14 protein-coding genes are annotated in these 16,925 nt (G+C 66.8%); 6 read left to right on the forward strand and 8 right to left on the reverse strand.

Annotation, left to right across the window (positions count from 1 at the left end; translation table 11 throughout):
- Positions 1-104: 104 nt before the first annotated feature.
- Entirely contained in the window at positions 105-1,016 is a 912-nt protein-coding gene (locus ABFA30_RS15390; RefSeq protein ID WP_225787755.1) for a LysR family transcriptional regulator, read from the reverse strand.
- A 170-nt stretch (positions 1,017-1,186) separates the two neighbouring features.
- Here ABFA30_RS15390 and ABFA30_RS15395 point away from each other — a divergent pair, with 170 nt between their 5' ends.
- Complete coding sequence (locus ABFA30_RS15395; protein WP_410045634.1) at positions 1,187-2,947, forward strand: SulP family inorganic anion transporter; 1,761 nt, start codon at positions 1,187-1,189, stop codon at positions 2,945-2,947.
- A 38-nt stretch (positions 2,948-2,985) separates the two neighbouring features.
- Here the strand turns inward: ABFA30_RS15395 and ABFA30_RS15400 are convergent, their stop codons facing one another.
- The 4 genes from ABFA30_RS15400 to ABFA30_RS15415 form a co-directional block, all read right to left on the reverse strand.
- Entirely contained in the window at positions 2,986-4,116 is a 1,131-nt protein-coding gene (locus tag ABFA30_RS15400) for an HlyD family secretion protein (protein ID WP_410045635.1), read from the reverse strand.
- A complete protein-coding gene (locus ABFA30_RS15405; protein WP_225787758.1) occupies positions 4,113-5,762 on the reverse strand; it encodes an MFS transporter in 1,650 nt (549 codons plus the stop codon). Before ABFA30_RS15405 ends, ABFA30_RS15400 begins: the two co-directional genes overlap by 4 nt.
- Positions 5,763-5,847: 85 nt before the next feature.
- Positions 5,848-6,423, reverse strand: coding sequence for an antibiotic biosynthesis monooxygenase (locus ABFA30_RS15410; RefSeq protein WP_225787759.1), 576 nt, complete (start codon positions 6,421-6,423; stop codon positions 5,848-5,850).
- Between the two features lie 84 nt (positions 6,424-6,507).
- Positions 6,508-7,353, reverse strand: a complete 846-nt coding sequence (locus ABFA30_RS15415) for a helix-turn-helix domain-containing protein (RefSeq protein WP_253080532.1) — start codon at positions 7,351-7,353, stop codon at positions 6,508-6,510.
- A gap of 181 nt (positions 7,354-7,534) precedes the next feature.
- Between ABFA30_RS15415 and ABFA30_RS15420 the strand changes: the two genes are divergently transcribed.
- The 5 genes from ABFA30_RS15420 to ABFA30_RS15440 all read left to right on the forward strand — a co-directional run bounded on the left by ABFA30_RS15420 (position 7,535) and on the right by ABFA30_RS15440 (position 14,394).
- Positions 7,535-8,488, forward strand: a complete 954-nt coding sequence (locus tag ABFA30_RS15420) for a LysR substrate-binding domain-containing protein (protein ID WP_410045636.1) — start codon at positions 7,535-7,537, stop codon at positions 8,486-8,488.
- A 143-nt stretch (positions 8,489-8,631) separates the two neighbouring features.
- Positions 8,632-9,285: a hydrolase gene (locus ABFA30_RS15425; RefSeq protein WP_225787762.1), complete on the forward strand. Its 654-nt coding sequence runs from the start codon at positions 8,632-8,634 to the stop codon at positions 9,283-9,285.
- Positions 9,286-9,457: 172 nt separating this feature from the next.
- On the forward strand, positions 9,458-11,437 hold the full coding sequence (locus tag ABFA30_RS15430; protein WP_410045637.1) for an amidohydrolase: 1,980 nt from the start codon (positions 9,458-9,460) through the stop codon (positions 11,435-11,437).
- A 56-nt stretch (positions 11,438-11,493) separates the two neighbouring features.
- Positions 11,494-12,798: an OprD family porin gene (locus ABFA30_RS15435; RefSeq protein WP_410045638.1), complete on the forward strand. Its 1,305-nt coding sequence runs from the start codon at positions 11,494-11,496 to the stop codon at positions 12,796-12,798.
- A 3-nt stretch (positions 12,799-12,801) separates the two neighbouring features.
- Positions 12,802-14,394, forward strand: a complete 1,593-nt coding sequence (locus tag ABFA30_RS15440; RefSeq protein WP_368816265.1) for an MFS transporter — start codon at positions 12,802-12,804, stop codon at positions 14,392-14,394.
- A gap of 88 nt (positions 14,395-14,482) precedes the next feature.
- Here ABFA30_RS15440 and ABFA30_RS15445 read toward each other — a convergent pair whose 3' ends face one another.
- The 3 genes from ABFA30_RS15445 to ABFA30_RS15455 all read right to left on the reverse strand — a co-directional run bounded on the left by ABFA30_RS15445 (position 14,483) and on the right by ABFA30_RS15455 (position 16,905).
- Positions 14,483-15,073, reverse strand: coding sequence for a hypothetical protein (locus ABFA30_RS15445; RefSeq protein WP_253080535.1), 591 nt, complete (start codon positions 15,071-15,073; stop codon positions 14,483-14,485).
- 36 nt (positions 15,074-15,109) lie between these two features.
- Positions 15,110-16,150 (reverse strand): AraC family transcriptional regulator, encoded by a 1,041-nt coding sequence (locus tag ABFA30_RS15450; protein ID WP_253102634.1) that lies wholly within the window; start codon positions 16,148-16,150, stop codon positions 15,110-15,112.
- 86 nt (positions 16,151-16,236) lie between these two features.
- Complete coding sequence (locus ABFA30_RS15455) at positions 16,237-16,905, reverse strand: DUF3313 domain-containing protein (protein ID WP_225787767.1); 669 nt, start codon at positions 16,903-16,905, stop codon at positions 16,237-16,239.
- Positions 16,906-16,925: the final 20 nt, after the last annotated feature.

Raw genomic sequence — 16,925 nt, forward strand, 5'->3', positions numbered from 1 at the left:
CCAGAGGCTACGGCGACGCGGGCGAGGGCACCAATCCTGTGTCGGCAACTACCGTTCGCCAAATGCGAACGGTCGAGGTGTCCGGTGAGCCTGTCAGCCCATTCTCAACCCCTGTCACCGCGCAAATGCTCGAACAGCAGCCGGCTGACCGGCGACAGCGAGTCGAGGTCGCGCGCCACCAGCAGCAGCTCGCGCTCGGCCCAGTCGTCGCTGAGCGCCACGGCCTGGAGCCCCAGCGCACCGCCGAACAGCTCGAAGGCCTGGCGCGGCAGGATGCCCACGCCCATGTCTGCCTGCACCATGCGGCACACGGCATCGAAGCTCGGCACATGGATACGCAGGCGCAGCACCTTGCCGGCACGGCGCGCCGCCTCATGGGTGCGCATGTTGATGGAACTGGCCGCGTGCAGGCCGACGAAGTCGTTGTCCAGGGCATCGACGAAGGCCACCTGGCCATGCCCTGCCAGCGGGTGCCCGGCGCGCAGCACCAGCACCAGCTGGTCGCGCTTGTAGCGCACCTTGAGCAGCTCGCGGGTGTCGCTGTCGCTGGAGCAGATCCCCAGGTCGGCGACCCCGTCGAGCAGGCCCTGGATCACGCCGTTGCTCGGCCGCTCCTCCAGGTCCACCTTGATCCGCTCGTGGTGCGCGCAGAACAGCGCCAGGTCCTCGGGCAGGAACTGGATGATCGCCGACAGGTTGGCGAGCATGCGCACGTAGCCGCGCACGCCCTGCAGGTGCTCACCCAGCTCCAGGCCGATCTTCTCCAGGTTGAACAGCATGCGCCGGGCATGGTGGAGCAGGGTCTCGCCGGCTGGGGTCAACTGCATGCCACGGGCCTGGCGGACGAACAGTGGCGAGCCCAGGGCCCCCTCGAGCTCGTTCAGGCGCTTGCTCGCCGCCGAGACCGCGATGGCCTCGCGGGTGGCGGCGCGGGTCAGGCTGCCTTCCTCGTGGATGGCCACGAACAGTTGCAGGGTGACCAGGTCGAGGCGGCGGATCAGGTTGTTCAGTTGCATGGGGACAACTCCGGCAGGCAGGGCGTGCGTGCGCGACAGTAAACGCTGGGGCGATGTTTGTCATGGCCTGTGCGTGAGCCGGCAAGGCGCCGTGCGTCATCCATACTGCAGTGATCGGCGGCCTGGAAGCTCTTCGGGGGGGGGGGCCGCGCTTCTGAGCCAGGGGGCCCATGGACAATCGCTCACCGACCCGGCTGGACCCGCCGCCACCGTACAAGGCCGCTGCGCCAGCCGGCGGCTGGCAGCGCTGGTTGCCCGGCCTGCGCCTGTTGCGCCACTACCCGCCGGGCTGCCTGCCCCGGGACCTGCTCGCCGGCCTGGTGCTGACGGCCATGCTGGTGCCGGTCGGTATCGCCTACGCACAGGCCGCGGGCGTGCCGGGCATCTACGGCCTGTACGCCACCATCGTCCCCTTGCTCGCCTATGCGCTGTTCGGGCCCAGCCGCATCCTGGTGCTGGGGCCGGACTCGGCGCTGGTGCCCATCATCCTGGCCGTCGTGCTGCCCTTGGCCGCCGGCGACCCGATGCGCGCGATCGCCCTGGCCAGTGCCATGGCCCTGGTGTCGGGGCTGATCTGCATCGCTGCCGGCCTGCTGCGGCTGGGGTTCGTCACCGAGCTGTTGTCCAAGCCGATCCGCTACGGCTACATGAACGGCATCGCCCTCACGGTACTGATCAGCCAGACGCCCAAGCTGTTCGGTATCTCCAGCCAGAGCAGCGGCCCGCTGGGCGATACCACGCAACTGCTGCGCGCCTTGCTCGATGGCGCGGCCAACTGGCACGCCTTCGCGTTGGGCGCCGCGACCCTGGCAATCATCCTCGCGTGCAAGCGCTACGAGCGGGTGCCGGGCATTCTCATCGCCGTGCTGCTCGCGACCCTGGCCACTGGTGGACTGGGCCTGGAGGCCAGCCATGGGGTGGCGGTGGTCGGCGCGCTGCCCGAGGGGCTGCCGGGGTTCTCCCTGCCTTTGATCGGCCTGGGTGACCTGGCCACCGTGCTGATCGGCGGTGCCGCGGTGGCGCTGGTGTCGTTCGCCGATACCAGCGTGCTGTCGCGTACCTACGCCGCCCGGACCCGCACCCAGGTCGACCCCAACCAGGAAATGTTCGGCCTGGGCCTGGCGAACCTCGCGACCGGGTTGTTCCAGGGCATTCCGGTCAGCAGCAGTTCGTCACGCACGCCGGTGGCCGAAGCGGCAGGGGCGAAGACCCAACTGGCCGGTGTGGTCGGTGCGCTGGGCGTGGCGCTGCTGCTGTTGCTGGCGCCCGACCTGCTGCACCACCTGCCGGAAAGCGCCCTGGCGGCGGTGGTCATCGCGGCGGCGATTGGCTTGTTCGAATTCAAGGACCTGCGGCGCATCTACCGCATTCAGCGCTGGGAGTTCTGGCTGTCGATCACCTGCTTCGTCGGCGTGGCGGTGTTCGGTGCGGTTCCAGGCATCGGCCTGGCGGTGGTCATCGCGGTGATCGAGTTCCTCTGGGATGGCTGGCGCCCGCACTATGCCGTGCTTGGCCGGGTCGCCGGCATTCGCGGCTACCACGACGTGTCGCGCTACCCCCATGCCCGACGGGTGCCGGGGCTGGTGCTGTTTCGCTGGGATGCGCCGTTGTTCTTCGCCAATGCCGAGCTGTTCCAGCGCTGCGTGCTGGACGCCGTCGCCGACGCCGGGGCCGGGGTGCGGCGGGTGGTGGTGGCGGCGGAGCCGGTCACCAGCGTGGACGTGACCTCGGCCGACATGCTCGTCGAGCTGGAGCAATTGCTGCGCAATGCGGGCATCGAGCTGCACCTGGCGGAGGTGAAAGACCCGGTGAAGGACAAGCTGCTGCGCCTGGAGGTGCTCAGCCATATCGGCACCGACATCTTCCACCCAACGGTGGGGGCGGCGGTGGATGACTACCTGGATGACCATGGCGTGGACTGGACGCCCTGAGTATTGGGGGCTGCAAAGCAGCCCCCAATGGCCAGCCGTCACTGCTCCCGCGTATCGATACTGACCACCACCGACATCCCCGGCCGCAGCCGCTGTGCCTCGGGCTGGTCGGGGTCGACGGTGATCCGTACCGGGATCCGCTGGGCGATCTTGACGAAGTTGCCGGTGGCGTTGTCCGCCTGCAACAGGGCGAACTCCGAGCCGGTGGCCGGCGAGATCTGCTGCACGTGGCCGCGCAACCGCAAATGATCGAGGGCATCGACGGTGAAGGTCGCCGGCTGGCCGATGCGCACGTTGGCCATCTGCGTTTCCTTCATGTTGGCGATCACCCACAGGGTATCGGGCACCAGCGCCATCAGTTGCGCGCCCGGGTTGACGTAGGCCCCCAGGCGGGTGCCGATCTGCCCCAGCTGGCCATCGCGCGGGGCCGTCACCCGGGTGTTGTCCAGGTCGATGCGGGCCAGCTCCACGGCGGCCTTGGCATTCTCCACCGCCGCTTCCAGGGCAGCGCGGTTGACGATCACCGTCTCCCGGTCCTGGCGGGCGATCTCCAGCGCCGCCCTGGCCTGGGCCAGGCTGGCGATCGCCGCGGCATGGCTGGCCCGGCTCAGGTCCAGTTCACGCTGGGACACCGAGCCATCGCTGACCAGCGCCTCGTTGCGCCGCAGGTCGGCCTGGGCCTTGGCGGCCTGCGCCGCAGCATCGTCGATGGCCGCCTGGCGCTGGGCGATGGTGGCCTCGGCGCTCTTGCGCTGCTGCAGGTTGTTGGCCAGTGCCGCCTGCTGCTGTTGCAACTGGGCGATGGACTGGGCCAGGCGCTGCGTGTAGATGCGGTCGTCCAGGCGCACCAGCAGGTCGCCAGCCTTGACGAACTGGAAGTCGTGCACCGGCACCTCGACAATATAGCCGCCCAGCTGTGGGCCGATGATCGTCACCTGGCCACGCACCAGGGCGTTCTCGGTACTTTCGATGGCGCTGCTGAACGGCGGCAGGCGCCAGGCATAGAGCACCAGCAGGATGCCGGCCAGGGCCACGCAGGCGAAGCTGACCGACGAGAGGATGCGCACGCGCCGCGAGCGTACCGGGCTGCTCGGCTCGCTGGGTGGCGTGGTGCCTTCCGGGGTCTCGGCGATGGCGGTGGTGGTCGTGGACTGGGTCGGTTGGGTCATCGGGTCGAAGCGCCACTGGTGGTGTCGGGGGAGGGGGCCTGCCGGGTCGCGTACTTGACCCAGCTGCCGCGGATGAGGATCCAGATCATGGTCGCGACGGCAATGGCGCCGATCAGCATGAAGACATCGTTATAGGCGAGGATATTGGCCTCGCGGGTGGCCGCGTTGGCCAGCAGGCGCATGCCGACCTCGTTGCGCAGGGCCGGGTCATGGATGATGCCGGCGTAGCTGGCGCCGCCACCTTGGACCCGCGCCGCGACCAACGGTTCGAGGGCGCTCAGCTGGTCGACCAGGTTGCTGGAGTGGAACTTCTCGCGCACGGTCTGGAAGGTGCCCAGCAGGGCCGAGCCGATCAAGCCGCCGAGGTTGTTGCAGATCCCGAACATCACCGAGAAGCTCACCAGATTGCGCGGGTTGGTGCGCACATGGCTGATGCCCAGGGCCATGGACGGGCCGAGGAAGAAGGTGCTGCCGAAGGCCAGCATGAACTGGCTCAGGTACATCTGCCCGGGGCGCGTCAGGTTGCTCGAGGCACTGTCCATGAAGGCCCCGGTGGCCATCGCCGCCAGCGAGATGAACAGCGGCGTGACCAGGTGCGCGGGGTTGATGGTCAGGGCGCTGGTGACCAGCCCGCAGACCGCGCCCAGCAGCATGATCGCGTACAGGGTGCGCATCTGCTCGCTGCCCATGTTCAACCCCTGCAGGAAGCCCACCGCGCCGGTGGACTGTTCCGAGGTGACCATGCGGATCAGGATCACGCACAGGGCCAGGCGGATCACCGCGGCGCTGCCCAGCCAGCGGGTCATCAGCAAGGGGTTGCGGCGGTTGTGCTCGATGGCCAGCCCCGAGCACACCAGGGCGATGGACGCAGCCAGGGCCACGCCGATCCACGGCGCGTCCAGCCACCAGTCGATGCGCCCCAGCGACAGCACGGCGCAGAGCAGGGCGGTGCCGCTGGCCATCAACGAGAAGGTCAGGAAGTCCAGCGGTTCGAAGGTCTTGAAGCGGTCGCCCGGCGGCAGCTTGAGCAGCAGCACGCAGCCCAGCGCGGCCAGCGCCAGGCCCAGCTCGAACAGGTACAGGCCGCGCCACTCGGCGATCTGCAGCAAGTCCTCGGAGAACACCCGGGCCAGCGGTACCGCCAGCTGCGAGGCACCCAGGCCCAGCACCATGGCCTTCAGGCGCCACTGCGCGGGGAAGGCCTGGATCATGTAGTACAGGCCCAGCGAGCTCAGCGCCGCCCCGACCATGCCGTGGGCCGCGCGCACGGCGATGGCCGAGTTCAGGTCGTTGACGAACAGGTGGGCGAAGGTCACCAGGGCATAGAGCACCAGGAACACTTCGGTGAAGGCGCGCAGGCCGAACTCCTGGCGGAACTTCACCAGCAGCAGGTTCATCGACACGTTGGTCATCACGAAGGCGGCGGGCAGCCAGGCCATTTCCGCGCTGGTCGCGCCCAGGGCGCCTTGCAGGAACGGCAGGTTGGCGACCACCAGGGCGTTGCCCAAACCACCGGTGATGGCCACCAGCAGGCCGACCACGCCAAAGGCCAGGCGCTTGGCCGGGGCATGCAAAGGGGTCGATGGCGAGCCGGGCAGGCTGGGCTTTTCGTGGGGAAGCCACTGGCGTGGCGCGTATTTGTCCATGCGTGATGCGGTGCCTTGGTTCGCGTGGGGAAACTCTACGCGACAACCCAGGCCAAGGAAAACACCTACGCGACCACGGCCAGGGCTACGCCCCGCTGCGCTTGTTCTCCAACCAGGGGGCGAACCAGCGTGTGACCTGGGGCATGAAGATATACACCACCAGCAGCACGATGCTGAGCGTGATCAGCACGTTGCTGGCCACATAACCCCCCAGCCAGGGCCAGCGGGCGAACAGCGGCTGCCACAGCAGCGGCACGCCCAGGCTCAGGGGTAGGATCACCAGGAAGGTGACGCAGGCCTGCTTCCAGCGCACCGGCGCGCTGCCTTGCTCGGAGGGCGTGAACCAGAACTCGCGGTCGGCGTTCGCCTCGGTGCGGTCGCCATCGACCAGCAGCGGGGCCACTTGCGCGACCAGTTGGCGACGCTCGTCGGAGTCGAGCCAGCCCTGCAGTTGGGCAGTGCTGGCGAAGCGAATGACGGAGGTGAATTGATGCTGGCCGGCGTCGCGGTTACGCATCACATCGACGCCGAGGTGGCCCGGGTAGCGCTTGGCCGTGGCCACGGTGCGGCGCAGCCACTGCTCATAGTCCTGTTCCGCGCCTTGTTTCACACAGTGGCGTACCAGCAATGTCGCGACATCTTGAGACAGGTCATGGGTCATCGGGCCGCCCTCGGTTTGCGGTGCTGGTGACTACGCTAGCCTCGTCCGTGCGAGGTTTCTTGAATGAATGTGCCGGCTTTGCACCTATGTGCCCTGCTCGTCGTTGCCGTGTCGCTGGGCGCGACGCCAGCTGGCCGGCGCGACGCCAACCTGTTTGAGGAACACCCGGGAAAGGTGCGACTGGTCGGCGAAACCGCATTCCAGGCCGATCTGCGACAGGGGCAGGTGGCTCTGCGTCATCAGCGTCTTGGCCTTGTCGATACGCAGCTTCATCAGCCATTCATGGGGAGACAGGCCGGTGCTGCGCTTGAAGGCCCGGGTGAAATAGCTGCGCGACAGCGAGCATTCCTGCGCCAGGCGTTCGACCGAAAGGCCCTCGACCAAGTGGCTGGCGATCATCTCCTTGGCCCGGCGCAACTGCCAAGGGCACAGTCCCTTGCCGTTCTCGTTGGCCAGCACGGCCTTGCCGTAGCGATCGTCGAGGTGGGTGAGCAGGGCGAGCACCACCTGGTCGATGAACAGCTGGTTGGCTTCGCCGGGCTGGGTCATCGCTGGCAGCAAGGCTTGGGACAGGTAGTAGCTGACCGGATCGACCTGGCTCAGGACCCGCTCCAGCCCTTGGTCCGTCGGGCTGCCAGCTTCGTAGAACAACGAGCGGATCGTGTGGCGTGGCACGGTGAACCTGATGTTGTCGTAGGCCGCCAGGTGCTGGCAGCGCAACTCATCGCCCAGGTAGGCGATGGACACGCTCTGGCGTGCGTGGCCGCCGACAAAGGCCAGGTCGCGGCCACGCCACAGCTTGTGCGCGGCGAAATCCTGAAGCTGGACGATGACGGTGTAGGCGTCGGCACAGGGAATGTCCAGGCGAAGCTCGGGGTCGGGGTGATCTTCGCGATTGCGCACGATCGAGTAGTTCCCTGGTTGCGCCATATGAGAAGCCTTCCCCGGGTTCGTCGGGCGCTTGGCTGGCAACGTAAAGCGCATGGGCGTGCTCCTTCCCTTCAGAGTTCCACTCAGGGCCAAGGGGCTGGGTGGCAGCCTCGCTTGGCCAAGGCCTGCCAAGCATAGTATTGAGAACGGCCGATACGCTGAATAGAATGAATGGCATTTCATGCATGCCATTTTTTCGATGAAAAACCTTCCAGACCTGGAAGCCTGGGCGATCTTCGCCCAGGTCGCCAACAGTGGTTCATTCGCCGGTGCCGCGCAGGTGCTGGGCATCTCCCAGCCGACGGTGTCCAAGGCCATCGGCCGGCTGGAGCGGCGCCTGGGCGCCGCGCTGCTGCATCGCACCTCGCGCCGCCTGGAGCTGACCAGCACGGGCCAGCAGGCTTGGGAGCGTGCCCAGCGCATCCTGGAGGAGGGGCGCGCCGCCGAAGCGCAGGCCTCCCAGCAGGCCAACGTGGCGAAGGGGCGGATACGCCTGGCGGCGCCCATGTCGTTCGGCCTGAAGTACCTCGCGGCGTTGCTGCCGGTCTTTCAACAGCGCTACCCGCAGATCGAGCTCGACCTGTCCCTGGACGATCGCATCGTCGACGTGGTGGCTGGCCGTTACGATGTCGCGCTGCGCATCGCCGAGCTGCCGGACTCCACGCTCAGGTCTCGCCGGCTTTGCGCCGTGCGCCGCCCCTTGGTGGCCACGCCGGCCTACCTGGCGCGCCACGGGCGACCGCAGCATCCGCGGGACCTGGGGCAGCACCAGTGCCTGATCTACACCAACCTGCCCACGCCCGAGCGCTGGACGTTTCGCCATGCGACCCAGGGTGATTTCAGCGTGCCGGTGCAGGGGAGCCTGCGCAGCAACAATGCCGACCTGCTGGGGCCTGCCTTGCTCGCCAGCCAGGGCCTGGCCCTGCAGCCGGAGTTCATCGTCTGGGAGGCGCTGCAGGCGGGTGTGTTGGAAGAGGTGCTGCCCGACTGGCGATTCGCCGATATCGCCATCCACCTGGTCACACCGCCCGGCAGCTTCCGGCCCGCTCGTGTCACGCTGCTGCTGGAGTTTCTGGCGGCTCATCTGTCCATCGCGCCTTGGGCCCGGGCCGGGCAGTTGAGTGGCGATTTGTAGCCCTGGGGCGCGAAGCGGCCCCCAGCGCTGGCCGACATTGCCACCAGGGCACAAACATACAAATCAGGATCATTCGTACAAGAAGCTGCCAAGGCACATGCCACACAGTCTGGGCTCGACAACACAACCAGAGGCTGTATCCCATGGCTATCGCAAAAGCTGCGCCTGGCAAGACCCTGCTCGATCCGAGCAACCACACCCTGATCATGATCGATCATCAGTCGCAGATGTCCTTCGCCACCAAGTCGATCGATGCGGTGACGCTGCGCAACAACGCCGCGCTGGTGTCCAAGGCCGCCAGGGAGTTCAAGGTGTCGACGATCCTCACCACCGTGGCGGAAAAAAGCTTCTCCGGGCCGATCTTCGATGAGATCCGCTCGGTATTCCCCGAACACAAGGTGATCGACCGCACCACCATGAATACCTGGGAAGATGAACGCATCGCCGTCGAGGTCAATGCATTCGGCAAGAACAAGATCGTTCTCGCCGGCCTGTGGACCTCGGTGTGCATCGTCGGTCCGGCCCTGTCGGCGCTGGACCAGGGCTTCGAGGTCTATGTCATCGCCGATGCCTGTGGCGATGTCTCCAACGAAGCGCACCAGCACGCCATGGAGCGCATGATCCAGCTGGGCGCGCGTCCCATGACGTCGCTGCAATACCTGCTCGAGCTGCAGCGCGACTGGGCCCGGGGCGAAACCTATAACGAGACCGTGCAGACCTCCATCGCCCATGGTGGCGCCTATGGCCTGGGCCTGATCTACGCCAAGACCATGTTCAACGCCTCCGAAGGCCACTGATCGGAACAGGCTCGCCGGTGGCGCCATGGGCGCTGCCGCGGGCCGTTCATTCCAGCGATGGCGGGCTATGCTGACTCCGACCCGTGCGGCCTGCGAACCGCTTGCCGTCTGCTTGGAGCGGCCGTGCCACGCCATCGGTGCCGACCTGTGTCGGCCTTGCGAGTAGAACGCCATGAACCAGGACCCACCCAACGACAGCCGTCGCCACTTCCTTGCCGCTACCACCGTACTCGGGGCCGCGGGCGCGCTCTGGTCCTCGTTGCCTTTCGCCAGCGCCAGCGACCCGGCCCATGCCAACCATTCAGGGGGTTCCATGACCGCCGATCTGATTCTTTTCAATGGCCGTTTGCATACCGTCGATCCCGAAAAACCCAGTGCCACGGCCGTGGCCATCAAGGATGGCCGCTTCATCGCGGTCGGCAGCGATGCCGAGGCGATGGCCTTGCGCGGCGCCGCGACCCGCACCATCGACCTTAACCGGCGCACCGTGGTTCCCGGCCTGAACGACTCCCACCTGCACCTGATCCGCGGGGGGCTCAACTACAACCTCGAGCTGCGCTGGGAGGGCGTGCCGTCCCTGGCCGATGCCCTGCGCATGCTCAAGGACCAGGCCGACCGCACCCCCGCACCGCAGTGGGTGAGGGTGGTCGGTGGCTGGACCGAGTTCCAGTTCGCCGAGAAACGCATGCCGACGCTGGAGGAACTGAACAAGGCGGCGCCCGACACGCCGGTGTTCGTGCTCCACCTGTACGACCGCGCCTTGCTCAACCGTGCAGCGCTCAAGGTCGTCGGCTACGACCGCAACACGCCGAACCCGCCCGGCGGCGAGATCCAGCGCGATGCCAGCGGCGAGCCGACCGGCATGCTGATCGCCCGCCCCAACGCGATGATCCTCTACGCCACCCTGGCCAAGGGGCCGAAGTTGCCATTGGAGTACCAGGTCAACTCCACCCGCCAGTTCATGCGCGAACTGAACCGTCTTGGCCTCACCAGTGCCATCGATGCCGGCGGTGGTTTCCAGAACTATCCCGACGACTACCAGGTCATCCAGGAACTGGCCGACAAAGGCCAGTTGACCGTGCGCATCGCCTACAACCTGTTCACCCAGAAGCCCAAGGAAGAACTGGCCGACTTCCAGAACTGGAGCAAGCTGGTCAAGCCCGGCGACGGCTCCGACTTCTTCCGCCACAACGGCGCAGGGGAGATGCTGGTGTTCTCCGCCGCCGACTTCGAGGACTTCCTCGAACCGCGCCCGGACCTGCCGGCGACCATGGAGCAGGAACTGGAGCCGGTGGTTCGCCACCTGGTGGAGCAGCGCTGGCCGTTCCGCCTGCACGCGACCTACGACGAGTCCATCTCGCGCATGCTCGATGTGTTCGAGAAGGTCGACCGCGATATCCCGTTCAATGGCCTGCCATGGTTCTTCGACCATGCCGAAACGGTCAGCCCGAGGAACATCGAGCGCATCCGGGCGCTGGGCGGCGGTATCGCCATCCAGCATCGCATGGCCTTCCAGGGCGAGTACTTCGTCGACCGCTACGGCGCCAAGGCCGCCGAGACGACGCCGCCGATCCAGCGCATGCTCGCCGAAGGCGTGCCGGTGGGGGCGGGGACCGACGCCACCCGGGTGGCCAGCTACAACCCCTGGACCGTCCTGTACTGGCTGGTCAGCGGCAAGACCGTGGGTGGCCTTGAGTTGTACCCCCAGGGCCTTGGGCGCGATACCGCCCTGCAGCTGTTCACCCAGGGCAGCGCCTGGTTCTCCAGCGAACAGGGCAAGAAGGGGCAGATCAAGATCGGCCAGTTCGCCGACCTGATCGCGCTGTCCGCCGACTACTTCAGCGTCGAGGAAGAGGCGATCAAGTGGCTGGAGTCGGTGCTCACGGTGGTGGATGGCAAGGTCGTCCATGCCGCGGCGGAGTTCGACAAGCTGGCACCGCCGGCCCTGCCGGTGATGCCGGACTGGTCCCCGGTGAACAAGGTGCCAGGGCACTGGAAACCGGCGGCGCCGCTGACGGCGCAGGTGCACCAGTGCGTAGGCGCCTGCGCGGTGCATGCGCACCAGCACGACAGGGCGCGGCGCGCCAATGTACCGGTCAGCGACTACCAGGGTTTCTGGGGCGCGTTCGGCTGCTCTTGCTTCGCCTTCTGACCTTGCACCGCGGGCCGGGTCGCCGGCCCGCGTGTTTCCCTGGAGATCCTCTGCAAATGGCAATCATGGCCCGGCACATGGCCAGCAGCGCGCTCGTGCTCGCGAGCCTGCACGCCAGCGCAGAACCTGCCGTGACCGGCACGGAGCAGGGCACGTGGTCGCTGCTCAGCCGGAACTTCTTTCTTCACAACGACTTTCGCCATGCCCCAGGCGCGCCCCAGGGCTACCAACGGGAATGGGCCCAAGGCTTCATCGCAACGCTCGAGTCCGGCTTCACGCCCGGGACGGTTGGCCTGGGCATCGATGCCCATGGCTTTCTCGGGATCAAGCTCGATGGCGGGCGAGGGCATGCCGGTACCGGTCTGCTGCCTCACGACAGCGGGGGAGACAATGCCGACGACTATGCCGATGCGGGGGCTGCAGTGAAGCTGCGCGTGGGCCAGAGCCTGCTCAGCTACGGCGAGATGACGGTGCAGACCCCCGTGCTCGATACCGGCGACAAGCGCCTGCAACCGGAATATGCCACCGGCGTGCTGCTCGATAGCCAAGAACGCGAAGGCCTGCGCTTGCAGGCCGGGCGTTTTACCCGCTTCAAGCGGCAGAACGGCAGTTCGGGGCATGATGACTTCGCCGGCTACGGGGCAACGACCGAAGGGGCCGCCCTCGGTTTTGCCGGGGCCACCTTCGCGCCTGGCAACGGCCTGGGCACGGCGGTCTACCTGGCGCAACTGGACGACACCTGGCGCCAGGGCTACCTGAACCTGAATCTCGCCCAGGGCCCGTGGAGCCTGGACGGCAATCTCTACAAGACCCTCGACCAAGGCCGCGCCCGGGCCGGGGCCATCGACACCCTGGCCTACAGCCTGCAGGCCCGCTATGCCTTCAGCGGCCAGGCGCTGTCGGTGGCGTACCAGCACATCCACGGCGACACGCCGTTCGACTTCATCGGTGGCGACTCGATCTACCTGGCCAACTCGATCAAGTACGCTGACTTCAACGGCCCGCACGAGCGCTCCTGGCAACTGCGCTACGACCTCGACCTGGCGGCATTCGCCATCCCTGGGCTGACCTTCATGGCCCGTTATGTCAGCGGCCGCAACATCGACGGCAGCCATGCCCCGGCGGGCGGCGCCTACAATCCCTGGGACCGGTCGAGCGACAGCTACCAGCCTTTGCAAGGCAAGGGCGGGCGCCACTGGGAGCGCGACCTCGACCTGCGCTACACCTTCAGTGCCGGCGTGGCGAAGGACCTGTCCCTGTCCGTGTCGCACGTCAGCCACCGGGGCAACCGGGCACAGGGCGGCGATGACATCGATCGCTTGTACCTGGTTGTCGAATATCCACTCAACGGTTGGTTCTGACCCATGAACGCACCTGTCCCGAGCGCCTGGAGCCCCTTGCGCCAAACCACCTTCCGCTGGCTATGGCTGGCCAGCATCGCCTCGAACATCGGCACCTGGATGCACGAAGTCGGTGCCGGCTGGCTGATGACGTCCCTGTCCGCCAACCCGCTGCATGTCGCCCTGGTCCAGGTCGCCGGCGCCTTGCCGATGTTCTTCCTGGCATTGCCGGCTGGCGCGTTGGCCGACATCGTCGACAAACGCAGGTATCTGTTGGGGGTGCAGCTGTGGATGGCGACCATCGCCGTGCTGCTGGCGGGGTTGAGCCTGTCGGGGTTGATCGGGGTCTGGCTGCTGCTGACGCTGACCCTGTGCATGGGCATCGGCACGGCGCTGATGATGCCCGCCTGGAGCGCGACGACGCCTGAGTTGGTGGACAAGGCCGACCTGCCGGCGGCCGTCGCGCTCTCCAGCGTGGGCGTCAACCTGGCACGAGCCATCGGCCCTGCCATCGCCGGCGCCTTGGTCAGCCTGGTTGGCCCCTGGCTGACCTTCGCACTCAATGGCGTGTCGTTCTTCGCGGTGATCCTGGTGTTGCTGACCTGGAAGCGCGAGCCGTCGCCCAGCGTCCTGCCGGCCGAACGGTTGTTCGGCGCGCTGCGCGCCGGCTGGCGCTACAGCCGCAGTTCGCGCCCGCTGCAGGCGGTCCTGGTACGGGCGTTCGCCTTCTTCGTCGGGGCCAGCGCCGGTACCTCGTTGTTGCCGCTGGTGGTGCGCACGCAGATGCAAGGCGATGCCACCGTGTTCGGCCTGCTGCTGGCCAGTGTCGGTGTCGGCGCCGTGCTGGGCGCGATGAAACTGCCCGACTTGCGCGCTCGTCTGGGCACCGAACGCCTGGTCATGCTGGCCACTGTGCTCTACGTCCTGGTGCTGCTGGCGCTGGCGACCTTCCGCAGCCTGTACGTGCTGGTGCCGGTGATGTTCCTCAGCGGCGTGGCGTGGATCGCCGTGTTGTCCAGCTTCCAGGTCGCGGCCCAGACCTCGGTGCCGGCCTGGGTACGTGCGCGGGGCCTGGCCGTGTACATCCTGGTGTTCTTCGGCAGCATGGCCGCCGGCGGCACGCTCTGGGGCGTCGTTGCCAGCCACGCGGGGATTTCCCTGGCACTGGTGGTCGCCGGTGGCGTCCTGCTGCTCGGGTTGCTGGCCAACCTCCGTTACCGGCTGCCGAGCACCGAGGCCGATGACGTGGCGCCTTCGCTGCACTGGCCCGCGCCGATCCTTGCGCAAGGGATGGACCAGGAGCGTGGCCCGGTCATGGTCACCCTCGACTATGACATCGACCCCGACCACGCGGCCGCCTTCCAGGCTGCGATGCAGGAGGTGCGCGGCATGCGCAAACGCAATGGCGCGGTGTCCTGGGGGCTGGTCCAGGACAGCGAGAACCCGCGCCATTGGCTGGAGTTCTTCGTCGACGAGTCCTGGCTCGAACACCTTCGGCATCACCAGCGGGTGACCCGCGCGGAGCTGAAGATCGAGGCGGCTGCCCGGCGGTTCCAGGCTACCGGGGTCGAGGTGCGGATCCGGCATTTCATCCATGGGGCGGGGAAGGGGGATTGAGTGGGGCGCGAGCGGATCGTCTTTACGATGGGCGGCGCCTGATAGATCCTGAGGCTGCGCGGCAGCCATGGATGGCCGTTGAAATGGCCTATTCCTTCAGAACACCTGCCGACAGTTCCAGTGCCCCGCGCCCCCCTCGGCGCAGGCACGCAAGCAACCCAAGCCAGGGGATATCGGTGATCTGTACCAGCGCCTTGGGCATCACACGCACTTCGCCTGCCGTGCCCCCGGCAGGCCCACCGTCCGGCAGGTACACCAGCAGCCACTCGTCGAGGGCTTCGAGCACCAGGCAGAAACGGTAGCCATCGTTTTCCGCAAGCAACCCGACCTTCGCCCCGTCGATGTTCTCCATGCCAGTGAGGCGGGCCGTTGCATCCTTGAGCAACTGGTAGCCAGGCAGGTTACCCAGGACGCGGTTTTCCAGCCCTTGCAGGACCCTGGCGGCAAATGCGGTGCGCGCCAGCAGCCCGGCAACGAAGCACAGGCAGCCCAGGGCGATGACAGCGACGATCGAAACCGCGGTGACGCCCGCGATGCTGAAGCCGGCGAAGAACGGCAGCACCTTCTGCAAGGGCGCGCTCAGCAAATGGATCGCCTTCTCGATCAGCACCACCACCAGCACCAGGGGGAGGATGAACAGTACGCCGCCCGCTATCGTGGTCTTGACGAATTGGAACATGGTGGCCTCCAGGGCAGGGTCCAGGGGGAAGCGGTATCAGTCTTCAGGCGCCTTTTCGTCGCCCACGAGCCTGGCGATCAGCGGGTCGCCATATTCCTTGCGATGTTCCGAAGGGGTCATGTCGAACCAGCGTTGATGGGCACGGCAGAACGAGGTGGTGCGCCGATAGCCCAGCTCGCTGGCGATCTGGCCGACGCTCAGGCTGGTCGTGCGCAGCATGTGCTCGGCCTGGCGGCGGCGGATACGGTCCAGGTGCGCCTCGAAGTCCACGCCATCGCGGGCCAGCCGTCGCTGGAGCGTGCGCGGGTGCAGGTCGAGCGCTTGCGCCACCTGCTCCAAGGTGCAGCGGTGGCTGGGCAACATTGTCTGGATCCGGCGCTCGACCTGTGCGCACAGGTCGTCGGCCTGGCTGTCGTGGGTCTCGAGGTAGAAGCGCACGATCGAATGCAGCACCGCGTCATGGCGTATGCACGGCTCACGCAGGATTTCCGGGGGCAAGAACAGGCAGTTGTGCTCCTGTTGGAACATCACCGGGCAGTCGAAGTAACGCTGGTAGCCGTCTGGTTCGCCCAGCGGCGCATGCCGGAAGGTCACCGCTCGCGGGCGGAACACCGTGCCGTGCAGCTCGCCGACCAGCAGCCGCGCCGCCAGCACCGATTTTTCGACGATCTGCGGCGTCTCTTCGGAGCCGGGCAGGGAGTTGTGGAAATACAGCAGGGCCTGGCCTGGGCGATGCTCGAGCCGATAGTGGATCGATGGGCTGTAGTTGCGCATGTAGCGGATCACGGCGACCAGGGCCTGGCCGATGGTAGGTGCCGAAGTGGCCAGGTGGCGGAGCGGCCCCATGAGCGTGGAGCCCTGGCGCTTGCCGAGCTCCAGGCCGAACTGGGGCAGGCTCAAGGCATGTGCGCTGCCTTCGAAGAGCTGCACCAGGTTTTTGTAGGGCAGGGTTTTCTCGTAGCTCCCGACGACGTCGAGGTCGATGCGCAGCGGACGCAGGAAGTCACGCTGCGACCTGCCGTATTCAGCCAGGAGCTCGCCAAATTGAAGCAGTGCGGTACCGCGGATGCTGTCCATGATTCATCACGCCTGAGTTGTCATTCCCTGGAGGAAGGCGAGGGGCTGGCCCGCTGCGACCACCGGCGCGCAGCGGGCCGCACAGTTTATTTCTTCAGGGCCTGGAAGGACTTGACCATGTCCTGTGCCCAGCCATCGAGCACGGCCCGTGCATCCTTGGCCTGCATGACCTGGGACGAGTTGTCCAGGTCGGCCCCGGCGCCTTTGCGCACGACCTCGGCAACCACCTCGTTGGTATTGCCGTCGAGGAACGCCGCCTCGGTGGCGATGCTGGTGTCCTGGTCACGAATGCCCGTCGCCGTGCTGATGCCCGCCGCCACCAGGGCGATCGGGATGACCTCGTAAGGACGCAGCCCTTTGGTGGAGGCACTGACCCCGGTGATCGCCGGGCGTACGACCAGCACGCCGTGACCCGGGCTCTGCGCCAGGGGCAGGACCTTGGAGAACTGGGTCTTCAGCGCCTGGTCGTAGTACTGGGTGATGCCCTGCAAGGTCGATTGCGGTATTTTTTCGGTCGGTTGCGGCCTCGGATAGAGCTGGCTGGGTTCGATGTAGATGCTGGTATAGCTGTTCACATCGACGCCTGGCTTGATCCAGCGCATGACCGGGGCGCCACTGGGCGATTTCTCTTCCTTCAGGATGCTGTAGTCCTTGAGGAAGCCAGAGTATTGATCGGGCTCCACGTACTTACTCGCGCAACCGGAAAGCAGTAGCGAGGAAAGGCACAGGGTTGAAGCGATCGACTTGAGTTTCATGGGGTTTCTCCTGATGACAG

Origin of the sequence: Pseudomonas sp. HLMP (assembly GCF_046365545.1) — a bacterium.
Taxonomy (GTDB): Bacteria; Pseudomonadota; Gammaproteobacteria; order Pseudomonadales; family Pseudomonadaceae; genus Aquipseudomonas; species Aquipseudomonas guariconensis_B.